7 protein-coding genes are annotated in these 14,226 nt (G+C 68.4%); 3 read left to right on the top strand and 4 right to left on the bottom strand.

What is annotated here, in order from left to right; all coding sequences use genetic code 11:
• Positions 1-24: 24 nt before the first annotated feature.
• The 3 genes from ACE37B_RS08630 to ACE37B_RS08620 form a co-directional block, all read right to left on the bottom strand.
• Positions 25-531: a hypothetical protein gene (locus ACE37B_RS08630; protein ID WP_409922918.1), complete on the bottom strand. Its 507-nt coding sequence runs from the start codon at positions 529-531 to the stop codon at positions 25-27.
• Between the two features lie 70 nt (positions 532-601).
• Entirely contained in the window at positions 602-1,261 is a 660-nt protein-coding gene (locus tag ACE37B_RS08625) for a metal-dependent transcriptional regulator (protein WP_409922917.1), read from the bottom strand.
• A gap of 86 nt (positions 1,262-1,347) precedes the next feature.
• Positions 1,348-3,126 (bottom strand): DEAD/DEAH box helicase, encoded by a 1,779-nt coding sequence (locus ACE37B_RS08620; protein ID WP_409922916.1) that lies wholly within the window; start codon positions 3,124-3,126, stop codon positions 1,348-1,350.
• Positions 3,127-3,325: 199 nt separating this feature from the next.
• Between ACE37B_RS08620 and ACE37B_RS08615 the strand changes: the two genes are divergently transcribed.
• The 3 genes from ACE37B_RS08615 (at position 3,326) to ACE37B_RS08605 (ending at position 12,467) form a co-directional block, all read left to right on the top strand.
• The gene (locus ACE37B_RS08615; protein ID WP_409922915.1) at positions 3,326-4,984 is read left to right on the top strand and encodes an ABC-F family ATP-binding cassette domain-containing protein; all 1,659 of its coding nucleotides are present in this window, start codon (positions 3,326-3,328) and stop codon (positions 4,982-4,984) included.
• 229 nt (positions 4,985-5,213) lie between these two features.
• On the top strand, positions 5,214-7,718 hold the full coding sequence (locus ACE37B_RS08610; protein ID WP_409922914.1) for an HD-GYP domain-containing protein: 2,505 nt from the start codon (positions 5,214-5,216) through the stop codon (positions 7,716-7,718).
• A gap of 84 nt (positions 7,719-7,802) precedes the next feature.
• Positions 7,803-12,467 carry a DEAD/DEAH box helicase gene (locus ACE37B_RS08605; protein WP_409923657.1) on the top strand — a complete coding sequence of 1,555 codons (4,665 nt, stop codon included), beginning with the start codon at positions 7,803-7,805 and terminating at the stop codon, positions 12,465-12,467.
• 14 nt (positions 12,468-12,481) lie between these two features.
• Here the strand turns inward: ACE37B_RS08605 and ACE37B_RS08600 are convergent.
• Positions 12,482-14,226: diguanylate cyclase (locus ACE37B_RS08600; protein ID WP_409922913.1), on the bottom strand; the 1,745-nt coding region annotated here is incomplete at its 5' end.

Here is a 14,226-nt window from a genome sequence, read left to right as displayed (position 1 = left end):
ACCCGGCGCCGTGTCGCTGCCGGGTCAGGAGTCGCCAGTGAAGGCGTCGACGAGGTCGTTGATCAGCGAGAACGCTTTGTTGGCGTCGGCGGGCCGGTTGGTGTCGACCGCGTTGCGTGCGAGCTCGATCGCCACACCGATGGAATTGACGAGTTCCGGACGAGTCGCGGCGACCTCGTCGCGGATGGCATCCCAGGCGCCCTCGATCCGCGCGATCGTTGCGTCCTCGTCGCCGTCACCGCCGATCTCGGCACTCAGGCGGCTCATGTCGATCCCGATCTCGGGAAGCAGTTCTCCCGCTGTGCCTTCGATCGGCATCGTGGTGGTGGGCGAGGTGGGATCGACGATCACATCAGGGTCGAGCGGTGTGACGTCGTCGTCGGCCAACTCGCGACCCTCGCCGCCGGTCAGGTCGGCTTCGCTCAGACCCGAGTCGTCGTTGACGGTGGTCGCACAGGCGCCGAACGAGACGGCACAGGCGGCGACCACCGCGGCGATGCGAAGCGGACCGAGGGTGGCGAACGAAGTCATCGAGTTGATTCTGCCCGGTTCGGTGGTCTCGAAGGCGTCACGAGGCGTGCGGGCGATCAGGCTGTGACGATCAGGCTGTGACGAGGATCCGCTCGCTGGCGAAGGATCCGACGCCGACGTGTCGTCCGTCGATCGCGATCGTCAAGGTGCCGTCGGGGGAGGCCGCCGTGACCGTGCCGCGTTCACCCGGCTGAATCGAGGAAGCTTCGAGGAAGTCGAGCAGGCCCGGTGCGAACTCGAGCTCTTCGGTGATGCGCCGCACGGTGAACGACTGGCCGACGGGTACCTCGGCGAGCGGCGCCGAGTCGGGAGCGACATAGGCGCTCCCGGGGATCGGGTTGCCGTGGGGACACGTCGTGGGATCACCGAGCAAGTCGACCATCGCCTTTTCGACGCTGTCGCTGATGATGTGCTCCCACTTGCCGGCTTCGTGGTGGGCCTCGGCCCACGACAGCTTGAGGACATCGGTGAGGAACACCTCTGCGAGACGATGCCGCCTCACCACCGACTCGCCGAGCCGTCGGCCGGCCTCGGTGAGCTGGATGCCGTCGTCGGACGTGATGAGCCCTTCGGCCTCGAGGCGCTTCATCATCTCGCTCACCGCGGGTCGGCTCACCTGGAGTCGTTCGGCGATACGAGCTTGGATCACGTCGAGATCGTCTTCACGCAGTTCGAAGATGCACTCGCAGTACTCCTCGAAGGCGGGATGGTGCTCTCCAGCGGCCGGCATGGCCTCATTCTACGTGGGCGGCGCAGAGGTGGGAAGCGCAGCGCCGCGGTCGGGCAAGGACCCGCTCGCGTCGCTGCATCGCTGGCTCAGCGTTGCAGCCGTCGCAGCCACGACTCGCTGTAGCGGAGTCGGCGAGCGAGTTGTTCGTTCGTCGCGGTCGCGACGCGTGACACGCCGACGAGGCGGTTCATCTCTGCCTGCACGCGAGCGTGGCTCCATCCGGTCACGTCGACGAGGCGTTTCGCGACGAGGGCGTTGCGGGTGCGGAGTTCGTCCTTGCGCTCGCCGACGCTCATCGAGCCGGACGGCACGAGGCCCGCCGCGGTCGGGATCTCCGGCAGGTCGACGCCGAGCGTCGCGTCGTCGGAGAAGAACGGTGCGGGTGGATCCGGCTCGTCGTCGTAGCGGGGCGGGTCGAGCTCGAACGTCGGTACGAACGTCGCATCGCCGTCGCTGGCGAGCACACCGCCGTCCGCGGTGACCGTGTGCATCTCGATGCCGGTCGCGTAGGCGCCGACGACGGTGAACAGCGCGAGTTGTTCGTGCTCGTCGTCGGGGTGGACCTGCTCGTCGAGGCCGCCGTCTTCGCGGAAGTCGTCGGTGTCGTCGTCGTGGCCGGGCGGTCGCAGCACGTGACGGCGAGCTTCGGCGATCGAGAACGCGTGCGCTCGCAGTCGAGGGTCGTCGGGAATGTAGACGTACGCCTTCTGGCTGGCGCGCCCGGCCTGCCAGCGCACGAAGCGGCCGATCGCCTGGCGGAAGAACAACTCGGTCGACGTCGTGCTGGAGAACACGCCGACGCGCAAACGAGGGATGTCGACGCCCTCCGACACCATGCGCACCGACACCAGCCACGGGCGGTCGTTGCCGCCGAACTGCTCGATCTTCTTCGAGGCGCCCGGGTCGTCGGAGACCACGACGTCGGCCGGAACGCCGAACCGGTCGCGCAGCAGTCGTGCGATGCCCTGTGCGTGATCCTGATCCATGGCGATGACGAGGCCGCCCGCATCGGGTTGCCCCCCGTCGGCGACCGGGGCCCGGCGGATCGCTCGCAACTGGTCGACGGCCTTGGACAACACGGCGGGCATCCATTCGCCTTCGAGGCTGAGCGCCGTTCGGAGCCGCATCGAGGCCTGATCCTTCGTCAGTTCGTCCTGGAACGTCGCCGACATCACGTCGCCCGACGCGTTGGTCCACTCCATCTCGCCGTCGACGCGGGGAAAGTAGACCGGTCGGACGACCCCGCCGTCGCGCAGCGCGTCGGCGTAGCCGTAGGTGAAGTCGGCGTGCGCGAGGTCGCCTTCGCCCGTCGCGTCGTAGCGCACGAACGGGATCTGCGCCGCGTCGCTGCGGAAGGGCGTGCCCGACAACGACAGGCGGCGGTACGCCGTCGTGAACGCGACGCGGATGCTGTCACCCCAGGCTTTGTCGGTGCCGGCGTGGTGCACCTCGTCGAGGATGACGAACCCGTCCGACGCCAACGTGGCGAGCTTCTTGGCCGCCGTACCCGTGGCGATCTGCTGGTACGTCGTCACGAGTCCGTGGACGTCGGCAGCGATGCCGTCGCTCGGTGACCAGAAGGGGTCGACTTCGAGCCCGAGCCGGTGCGCTGCCTGCGCCCACTGGATCTTGAGGTGGCTCGTCGGCGCGACGATGACCAACGGCCGGTTTCTCTCGGCCAGCACCGCCCGTGCACAGGTGAGCGCGAACGTGGTCTTGCCGGCGCCCGGGGTCGCGACCGCCAAGAAGTCGGGGGCGACGTCGGCGCTGCCATCGGCTCGCACGGCGTCGGCGGGAGAACGGGCCCCGTTCATGAACAGATCGAACGCGGCGCGTTGCCACGGGCGAAGGGTGATCGTCGACACGAGGGGAGAGGTGGAAGGTGAGGGTGAGGCGGGAGAGGGCGTGCGTTGTGTTGCGTTGCGGGGACGTTTGGGGGCGATCGCATTGCGAACTCGGCGCGCGTCGGAGGGTGATCGAGACTACTGTCGAAGACGATGAAGCAGCAGTGACGTCCACCGTTCGTCCCGGATCCGCCGCGATCTTCGACCCCTGGAGTCCACCATGCCTGCCACCATCATCGCTCGCGACCTCACCATCCACCGAGGGCCGCTCGTCGTCCTCGACCAGGTCGACCTCACGCTTGCGCCCGGCGATCGAGTCGGCGTCGTCGGCCCCAACGGCATCGGGAAGTCGACGCTGCTCCTGGCGTTGGCGGGAGCGATCGCCCCCGGTCACGACGGTCGAACGGTCGGAACGGTCGAACGGGTCCCGTCCACGGCGACCGTCGGCTACCTCCCCCAGGAGGCTGATCGACACCCGGCCGAGTCCGTGGTCGAGTTCCTGCGGCGCCGCACGGGGGTCGGTGATGCACAAGCCGAACTCGATGCGTCGACCGCAGCGCTCGCCGCCGGGACGCCCGACGCCGCCGATCGCTACAGCGATGCGCTCGAGCGCTGGTTGTCGCTCGGCGCCGCCGATGTCGAGGCGCGGATCGGCGAAGTCTGGGACGAACTCGGGCTCGACGAGCGACTGCTCGGACAGTCGATGCGTTCGCTGTCGGGCGGAGAGGCGGCACGAGCGTCGCTGGCGTCGCTGTTGCTGTCTCGCTTCGACGTCGTGCTGCTCGACGAGCCGACGAACGATCTCGACCTGGCGAGCCTGGAACGTCTGGAGCGCTGGGTGACGCACCTCGAAGCGCCGGTGGCGCTCGTGAGTCACGACCGGACGTTCCTCGAGCGGACGATCACCGGGGTCGTGGAGATCGATCACCACAGCCACCGGGCGACCCGGTTCAACGGCGGGTGGGCAGCGTTCCTCGCCGAACGCGAGCTTGCGGCGCAGCGTGCGCAGGATCGCTTCGACGAGTACTCCGGGAAGCGTCGAGCGCTGCTCGATCGCGGTCAGCGAGAGCGAGAATGGTCGACGAAAGGGCGAGCACGGGCGAAACGCTCCGGCGAGGCCGACAAGTTCATCCGTCACCATCAGCTGAATCAGACCGAGCAGTTGGCCGGGCGTGCCGCGCGTACCGATCGGGCCATCGAACGTCTCGACCGCAACGAGGCGGTCGAGGAGCCGCGCACCCCGTGGCAACTGCGCTACTCGATCCCCACGACGGACCGCAGCGGTGACACCGTGGCGTCGGCCTGCGGCGCACGGGTCACGCGCGGCGGCTTCGTACTCGGTCCGGTCGACGTCGAGATCGGGTGGGGTGACCGGATCGCGCTGCTCGGGCCCAATGGCGCGGGCAAGTCGACCCTCGTCGGGTTGCTGCTCGGTCGGATCGCGCCGAGCGAGGGCGTCGCGGGGTTGGGACCGAGCGTGGTGGTCGGCGAGGTGGAGCAGGCACGCACCCAACTCGTCGGTGAGGCCGGGCTGCTCGACGCGTTCACGGCGACCACCGGACTCCTGGTCGCCGACGCTCGTCGATTGCTGGCCAAGTTCCGTCTCGGACCCGAACAGCTCGACCGACCGGGTCGCACGCTGTCGCCCGGCGAGCGCACCCGAGCGTCGATGGCGGTGCTCATGGCGAACGGGGCCAACCTGCTCGTGCTCGACGAGCCGACGAACCACCTCGATCTGGAGGCGATCGAACAACTCGAGATCGCGCTGGAGGCGTTCTCGGGCACGGTGCTGCTCGTCACGCACGACCGATCGATGCTCGAACGGGTCCGCCTGACGCGGACCTGGGAGCTCGATGCGGGCGTGCTGCGCGAGCGCTGAGCAGGTTCGGCGTCGGTCACCGAACGCAGCGGTTCGTCACCGGGGGCGGCGAACTTCTGACATGGCATCTGCCGACTCGCAATTTCACCTCAAGAGTTCGGTCTTTCACTGTACGTGAGAATCCAGCGTCAGTACCTTGCTGGAGGTCAACCTCACAGCAGGTCACACGCGGGCCCGACGAGCCCACTCGCTCCGGGAAGGTCCCGGACAGCAGAAAGCGCACCACATCATGGCGGACACGATCGACAACAAGTGGCAGGCGCACCCCGTGCTGTCGCGGCTCGTGCGAGTGGCGGTGGTCGTCATCCCGTTCGTCACGGCGATGAGCGTGGCGTTCGTGCTGTCATCCCGATTGCCGTTGGCGGGCTCGACGCCGATGGGCGCAGCTCGGTGGATCGTCATCATCGCGTTGTCGACCATTGCGATGACGATCGTCGACCGGCTCGGCCGACGCCTGCTGCCGCTGTCCACGCTGCTCAACTTGACCTTGCTCTTTCCGGATCAGGCGCCCTCTCGATTTCGCGTCGCGATGCGCACGGGCACGACCAAGCAGTTGCGCCAGAAGCTCGAAGCCGCGCAGACGTCGGCGCTCGACGAGACGCCGTCACAGGCAGCAGAGCGTCTGCTCGAACTCGTCGGTCTACTCAGCCAGCACGATCGGCTCACCCGCGGCCATTCGGAGCGAGTGCGCGCGTACACCCACCTCGTGGGAGAAGAGATGGGTCTCACCGAGACCGAACTCGACAAGATTCGCTGGGCTGGATTGCTGCACGATGTCGGCAAGACGGCGGTCGCGACCGAGATCCTCAACAAACCGGGCCGGCTGACCGACGACGAGTTCGAGCAGATCAAGCAGCACCCGATGGCCGGCCGTGAACTGGTGGCTCCGCTCGCCGACTGGCTGGGCGAGTCGCTTCGTGCCGTGTGGGAACATCACGAGCGCTTCGATGGGCGTGGCTACCCGCAAGGCCTGGCGGGCACCGAGATCTCGATCGCTGCGCGCATCGTGTCGGTCGCCGACGCCTATGACGTCATGACATCGGCGCGTTCGTACAAGAAGGCGATGTCGGCGACGGCCGCTCGCGCCGAACTGGCCGCGAACTCCGGGTCGCAGTTCGACCCGATCGTGGTTCGGGCGTTTCTCAACATCTCGCTCGGCCGGCTCCGTCTGATGACCGGACCCGTCGCTTGGGTCGCGCAGTTGGCGCTCTTCGAGCCGACCGGTGTCGTGCACGCTGGTCAGGTGACGACGAGCACGACCTCCGGTGGCGCCAGTGTTGCGGGGAGTGCCGGCTCCAGCGTCGCAGCGACGAGTGCCTCCACGGGCGTGTCCGCAGTGGCGGCGAAGAGCGGCATCGCCGTGGGCGCGACGGCGTCGTCCGGTGCTGCGACCGCGGGTGCCGTCGGCGCTTCCGGGTTCGCTGCATCGACCGCAGCGGTTGCCGTCGGTGTCGCGGCCGGTGCGGCCGGGTTCGCCGTCGCCGAACCTCCGGCTCCGGTCGAGTTCGCCGAGACCGAGATCGCGGCCGATGAGGTCGTGAACGTGGTCGACCTCGATGACCCCTCGTCGATGGAGATCGATCCGGCCACGGGCATGCTCCGCCGCGTACTGGCGTCCAACGCCGAGGGAACTCCGAACGCGGCGGCCGACGACGGCTCGACGGGCGCGACGATCGACTCGACCACCGATGGTGAGTTGCTGTCGAAGAGCTTGTCGCTCTCGACCGATGAGGTCGCCGATCCAGACGGCTCGTCAGAGGCCGAAACCGATGACGCTCCCGATGACGCTGCGGGCATCGATGGTTCCTCCGGCGATGCCTCCGATGACACGACGGCGGGGACCGCGGACCAGGCTGGAGGAGGCGATGACACCTCGACGCCATCGACAGAACCGGTGAACGACGAGTCGTCGGTTCCGCCGAGCACTGCGCCGTCGACTCCGGGCACCACGGTCGCACCGGTCACCACGACCGTCACCCCGTCGACGACGGTACCCAGCCCGAGCACGACGGTCCCCGAGGCGACGACCACGACGACGACCACGACCGTGCCACAGACGACCACGACCGTGCCACAGACGACCACGACCGTGCCACAGACGACCACGACCGTGCCACAGACGACCACGACCGTGCCACAGACGACCACGACCGTGCCACAGACGACCACGACGACGGAACCCGCCTACGTCGAGAGCGCTCGGGTGTATCTCGGGGCCTTGCTGGGCATCAACTCGGTCCAGCAGGCGGTGCTCCTGCTCTCGGGCGGCACGCCGCCGTCGGTGGGCCTACCCAACTACGACATCGACAAAGACGATGCGCCAGGTCGCTTGGTCCAGAAGGACGCCGCCGGCATCGGCGGATCGCACCCCGACAAGGTCGTCGTGTTCACGGCGTGGCGATCGGCCGACATCACCGGCCACGCACATCTCGAGCTCTACGCCGCCGCGAAGGACTTCGAGCGCAAGGACATCACGATCGAGGCCGGCCTGTACCGCTGCCGGGTGCTGCAACCGTGTGCGCTCCTCGACTCCGACACGGTCGAGTTCCGCAACGCGAACGACTTCAGGAAGAAGACGCTGCACTTCGACGACGTGGCTACGGCACTGCACTTCGGTGACCGCATCGAGGTGCGCATCGCCGTGACCGATGCCTCCGACGACGATGCGTGGATCGCGTTCGGTACGTCGACCTACGACTCGCACCTCCGCTTCGTCGGCCCACCGCCTCGCTGAGCCAGTCGCCGATCTCGAGCTCGCGCCGGTCTGATCTCGAGCTGGCCTCGAACGGGCGTTCCCGTCGTTGGATAGCCTGGCCGGATCGCTGATCATCCGGTACTCGCTGCGTTCTCGCCGGCCGTTCGAGCCTGGTTCGCGTCGTCGTTCCCGCAACCCACCCCGCCTCAGGTACTCGGGTGGCCCCACATCGTCGCCGGTGAGCACACGCTGATCTGTGCGCCGACCGGCTCCGGCAAGACCCTCACCTCGTTTCTCGCGTCGATCGACCGGCTCACGACGACGCCGCGACCGGAGGATCGGTCGCACCGCACTCGTGTGCTCTACATCTCGCCGCTTCGAGCGCTCGCCTTCGACATCGAGAAGAACCTGCGGGCGCCGCTCAAAGGCATCGAGCTCGCCGCCGAACGCCTGGGCGAGTCCTTCGTCGCTCCCGAGGTCGGCATGCGGACCGGCGACACCGCATCCAACGACCGCCAGAAGCTGGTCCGCCGACCACCCGACTTGTTGATCACGACGCCCGAGTCGTTGTATCTGATGCTGACCTCGAAGGCGCGTGAGACGCTGCTGGGCGTCGAGACGGTGATCATCGACGAGATCCACGCGATGGCGACGACCAAGCGCGGTGCGCATCTCGCGCTGAGCCTCGAACGCCTGGAGCAGCTCCAACTCGACGCTCGAGCTCGGACCGGTGACGTCGTGGCGAGCGACGCACCGCTGCGCCCGACGACGTTCCAGCGCATCGGGTTGTCGGCGACGCAGCGGCCGCTCGAGGAGATCGCCGAGTTCCTCGGCGGGTATGCCACAGCAGGTGCCGACGGTCAGGCGGGCACGAAACGCTCGGTGCAGATCGTCGACGCCGGCATCCGCAAGGAACTCGACGTCGAGGTCGTCGTGCCGATGGAGGACATGTCGACGATCGGCCAGGTCCGCACCGAGTTGGTCTCGGGTCCGGCCACCGCAGCGCTCACCGAGCGTCGGACCTCGATCTGGCCGAGCATCTACCCCGAGATCCTGTCGCGCATCCTCGCCAACCGCACGACGATCATCTTCTGCAACGCGCGCCGCGCCGCCGAACGCCTGGCAGCGAAGCTCAACGAACTCGCCGTCGACGAAGGCGTCCCGGGCATCGTCGATCCGGAGACCGGCGCGATGGTCGACGAACTCGTCAAGGCACATCACGGCTCGCTTGCCCGCGAGCAACGCGTCGTGATCGAAGATCAACTGAAGCGAGGTGAGTTGCGTGCGATCGTCGCCACGTCGTCGTTGGAGCTCGGTATCGACATGGGCGCCGTCGACCTCGTCATCCAGGTCGAGTCGCCGGGCGCGGTCAGCCGTGGGATGCAGCGGATCGGTCGAGCCGGACACCAGGTCGGGGAGCCGTCGCGCGGGTCGATCTTTCCGAAGCATCGCGGCGATCTGCTCGAAGCAGCGATCGTCACCCGTCGCATGATCGACGGTCAGATCGAGTCGAGTCGTTTCCTGCGCAACCCGCTCGACGTGCTCGCGCAGCAGATCGTGGCACACGTCGCGATCGTGGAGGAGTGCTCGATCAGCGAGATCGCGGAGCTGGTTCGGCGTTGTGCGAGTTACGCGGAGATCTCCGACGAGCTGCTCCACAACGTGCTCGACCTGCTCGCCGGCCGGTATCCGAGCGAGGAGTTCTCCGAGCTCCGGCCGCGCATCGTGTGGGATCGGATCAACGACACGGTGCGCGCTCGTGACGGGTCGAAGCGCCTCGCGGTCACCTCCGGCGGCACGATTCCCGATCGCGGACTGTTCGGTGTGTTCCTGCCCGACGGCACCCGCGTCGGTGAGCTCGACGAGGAGATGGTCTACGAGTCGCGGCCGGGCGAAACGTTCGTCCTGGGCGCGTCGACGTGGCGGATCGACGACATCACCTTCGAGCGCGTCACCGTCACGCCGGCGCCGGGCCAGCCGGGCAAGATGCCGTTCTGGCATGGCGACCGCCCGGGCCGTCCGCTGGAGCTCGGGCGAGCGCTCGGTACGTTCGTGCGCGAGATCCGTGAGCTGAGCACCTCCGAGCCGGGCCCGGTACTCGCCACCGAGTCCACCGTCGACGCGCCGCGCGCGCCTCGTCGCGGTGTGAGCGTCGCGGCGGTCGAGCGGTTGATGGGTCACTACTCGCTCGATGCGTTCGCGGCGTCGAACCTGGTGCAGTACCTGGACGAACAGGTGGAGGCGACCGGCGCGGTGCCCGACGACCGGACGGTGGTCATCGAGCGTTTCCGCGATGAGATCGGTGACTGGCGGGTGTGCATCCTCACGCCGTTCGGCACGCCGGTCCACGCGCCGTGGGCGATGGCGATCGAGCGGCAACTCATGGATCGCTACGACATCCCCGTCGAGACGATGTGGGGTGACGACGGGATCGTCGTGCGCCTCCCGGAGTCGGCCGACGAGTTGCCGGTCGACTCGCTGATGGTCGACCCGGACGACATCGACGAACTCGTGGTGGCGACGCTGCCGCAGACAGCGCTGTTCTCGGCGCGGTTCCGGGAGTGCGCGGGCCGTGCGTTGCTGTTGCCGCGCCGTCGCCCCGATCGCCGCACGCCGCTGTGGCAGCAGCGCCAGCGCGCCGCCGATCTGCTCTCGGTCGCGGCGAAGTATCCGACGTTTCCGATCCTGCTCGAAGCGTCGCGGGAGTGTCTCCAGGACGTGTTCGACGTACCGGCGTTGCGTGAGGTGCTGAGCCAGTTGCGGTCGCGCTCGATCCGGGTGGTGAGCGTCGACACCGGCAAGGCGAGCCCGATGGCGTCGAGCCTGCTGTTCAACTGGATCGCGGCGTACATGTACGAAGGTGATGCGCCGCTCGCCGAGCGCCGGGCCGCGGCACTCGCGCTCGACCGTGATCTCCTCCGCGACCTGCTCGGGGCCGAGGAGCTCCGAGACCTGCTCGATCCCGACGTCCTCGTCGACGTCGAGCTCGAGTTGCAGTGTGTGGCGCAGCATCGTCGAGCTCGCTCGGTCGACGAACTCCACGACGTGCTCCGCAAGGTCGGCGACCTCACCGCCGTCGAGCTCGATCTGCGCTGTGGCGACGAGCTCGACGCCGCTGAGGCCATCGCTCGCCTGCTGGCCGAGAAGCGAGCGATCGAGGTCGGCATCGGCGGTGAGACCCGCTTCATCGCGGCGGACGACGCTGCCCGCTATCGCGACGCGCTCGGCTGCGCGATTCCCGTCGGGCTACCGATGGCGTTCACCGAGCCGGTGCCACGCCCGCTCGAGGAGCTGGTCGGTCGCTTCGCTCGGACGCATGGGCCGTTCGTCACCGCCGATGTCGCCGGCCGATTCGATGCCCCGCATGATCGGATCGCCGGCGCGCTCTCTGCACTCGGGGCCGAGGAACGCATCGTCGTCGGCGAGTTCCGTCCCGATGGCGTCGCGCGAGAGTTCTGCGAGGTCGACGTGCTCCGGCAGCTCCGTCGTCGGTCGCTCGCGGCGTTGCGGCGCGAGGTCGAACCGGTCGAGCAGGAGGCGCTGGCTCGGTTCCTCCCGGCGTGGCACGAGATTCCGGCGCAGCGACGCGGCATGGAAGCGCTCGTCGAGTCGCTGACGGTGCTCTCGGGCGCGGCGCTCGTCGCGTCCACGATCGAGACCGACCTGCTGGCGGTTCGCGTCCTCGGGTATCGGCCCTCGATGCTCGACGAGTTGTGCACGTCGGGGGATCTGATCTGGGTCGGCGCGGGCGGTGTCGGTACCCGTGACGGTCGTGTCCGGCTCGTCTTCGCCGATCAACTCGCCTCACTTGCTCCGGGGTGGGAGGAGCGAGAGCGTCCCGACGGCGCCCTGCACGACGCGATCCGAACGCTGCTCGCCGAGCGCGGCGCGAGTTTCTGGAATCAACTGCGCGCGGCGGCGCCCGGCGCCCTCGACAACGAACTCCTCGCGGCGCTCTGGGATCTGGTGTGGGCCGGCGAGGTCACCAACGACTCGTTGGCACCGCTGCGGGCGGTCGTCGCAGGTGCCAAGCCCAGCGGATCTCGCCCACGAGCGGGCCGCGTCGGGGGCCGACCGCGTCCCGGTCGACTCAACCGCATCGGCCCGCCCGCCGGTCAAGGCAGGTGGAGCCTGGTCGCCCCGCTGCTCGAACCGGTGCCGCATCCGACCGAGGCGGCCCACGCACAGGCGCTGCAACTGGTCGAACGGTACGGCATCGTGACACGAGAGGGGGTGCTCGCCGAGGGCATCACCGGAGGATTCAGCAACGTCTACGGCGTGCTGAAGGTGCTCGAAGAACGCGGGCAGGTTCGGCGCGGGTACTTCGTCGACGGACTCGGCGCCGCGCAGTTTGCGGTGCCAGGCGCCGTCGATCGACTCCGCTCGGCTCGCGAGACGCCCGACCCACGATTCCATCCCGACGACGTCCCTGATCCGGTCGTCCTCGCGGCGACCGACCCGGCCAACCCCTACGGAGCGACGCTCGCGTGGCCCGAGACCCGCGGTCGTCCGGCGCGTAGCGCGACGTCGCTGGTGGTGCTGCGAGCGGGACGGCTGCTTGCGTGGTTCGACCGGCGAGGACACCATGTGGTCACGTTCCCCGACACGCTGGTGGACACGTCGTGGACCGCGGCGCTGATGGGTCTCGTCGCACAAGGTCGCGCACCGTCGATCGAGATCCGCAAGGTCGACGGCGGTCCGATCACCGGTGCCCCGGGTGGGTTCGTCGAACTGCTTCGGTCAGCAGGCTTCGCCGACGGCTACCGAGGCATGGTCCACCGCGGCTGACCGTTGTCGGTGGGTCAGCCAGCAGCGACGCGGTTGCGCCCGTCGTCTTTAGCCCGATAGACCGCTTCGTCGGCTCGTCGGACGAGACCCGCGAGTTGTTCGGCCGGGCCGCACGACACGCCGACCGACGCGGTGACCGACACCGTCGCGCCGTCGTCGAGGTGCATCTCGATGGCTTCGATCGCTCGTCGAACTCGTTCGGCGATCGCCATTGCGTCCGCCTCCGTCGTGTCCGGCAGGAGCGCGCAGAACTCCTCGCCTCCGTATCGGTACGCGACGTCGTTCGCCCGCACTGTTCTCGAGAAGACATCGCCGACCTGGCGGAGCACGTCGTCGCCGACGGCGTGGCCGAAGGTGTCGTTGAACTGTTTGAAGTGGTCGACGTCGAGCATGAGCATCGCGGTCGGCGTCGAACCTCGTGCCGACATCGTGCTCACGTCGGCGTCGAAGCGGCGTCGATTGTTCAGCCCGGTCAGCGCGTCGCTGTACGCGATCGTGGACAGGTCGGCGTGGCGTCGGCTGCGCACCATGCTGATCGAGGACATGATCACGGCCAGCACCGCGATGCTGGCGAAGGCGAGCATCGCGGGACCGGGCACGGAAGAACCGCCGGACCCGTCTTCGTTCAGCGTGTCGTTCGGCGTGTCATTCGGTGCGGCGTCGGCTGTCTCCGTCAGGTCGTCGCGAACGTCGTTTGCCGTGTCCGCCACGACGACGGCGTCGGCTGGACGACCGGTCTCGTCGGATGCGTCGTTCGAAACGGTGTCCGCTCGTCGGATCTCAGCGACGTCGTCGAAGTTCTCGGGTGGCACGTCGACGCGCTGCTGCCGGCCGGACCCGGTGATGTCCGCATCGGCGCCGTCGTCTGATGCCGTGGCGCTCACATCCGCCACGCTCGCGTCGGCTGGTGGGGTCGCCGGTGTAGCCGCTGGCGGCGCAGCAACGGCCGTCGCGGGCGGAGGTGCTGGCGCGGCGAGCGGCGGCGCAGTGATGGGCGGCGCGGTAGCGGGCGGTGCAGTGGCAGGCGGCGTCGAGACCGCGACAGTCGTCGGCGCGACGGTTGTCGGCACGACGGTGGCCGGCACGGTCGTCGGGGTGGCGAGGTTGTCGTCGGGGACACTCAGGGGCGGAGGCACCCAGTTGTCGTCGGGAAGGTCGAGTTCTGCCTGCGCCCGCAGGTCCGCGATCGCGGTGTCGAACGCCTCGAATTCCGGCGTGGTCGAGTTTCGGGCCATCACGGTGCGCGACGCTCCCGTGAGGGGCAGACCGCGATGATCGAAGATCTCCAACAGTGCCGAGGCATGGCGGTCGAGTTCGTCGATCGCCGCGTCGCTCTCCGGGTCTCCGGGCAACCCCCACTGCCGCGCGCCTCGTTCCATCTCGACGACGTCGGACGCCACGAGGAACGCTTCACCGCTCGGCAGATACATGCCGAGCCAGATGAGGACGAGTGCGTCACGATCGCCCGATTGGATCGACTCGACGGTGATCGTCGGCAACCAGGTCAGCGTCGTGGTCGCCCGGGTCATCGCGTCCTGCAGCGCAAACTCGTCTTGCATGTCGATCGCGAAGATCGCGTCGTCGACGATGCTGAGCGCCTCGTCGAGAGCGGGATCTGCTCGAGCCATGTCTGCACCGATGAGCGATCCGAGCGTGACGAACACGACGACCAGCAACGCCATCACCGCGCTGATGCTGCGAGGGCGTTGCGCCCGTGTGTCGCGTCGTTGCGCCCGTGTGTCGCGTCGTTGCGCCCGTG

Origin of the sequence: Ilumatobacter sp. (genome assembly GCF_046290335.1) — a bacterium.
Classification (GTDB): Bacteria; Actinomycetota; Acidimicrobiia; order Acidimicrobiales; family Ilumatobacteraceae; genus Ilumatobacter_A.
This window is presented reverse-complemented; position numbering and strand designations above follow the sequence as displayed.

Excerpts from the sequence above, each read along its gene's own strand:
- ACE37B_RS08630 (WP_409922918.1), bottom strand. The coding sequence starts at position 531 with ATGACTTCGTTCGCCACCCTCGGTCCGCTTCGCATCGCCGCGGTGGTC.
- ACE37B_RS08625 (WP_409922917.1), bottom strand. The coding sequence starts at position 1,261 with ATGCCGGCCGCTGGAGAGCACCATCCCGCCTTCGAGGAGTACTGCGAG.
- ACE37B_RS08615 (WP_409922915.1), top strand. The coding sequence starts at position 3,326 with ATGCCTGCCACCATCATCGCTCGCGACCTCACCATCCACCGAGGGCCG.
- ACE37B_RS08610 (WP_409922914.1), top strand. The coding sequence starts at position 5,214 with ATGGCGGACACGATCGACAACAAGTGGCAGGCGCACCCCGTGCTGTCG.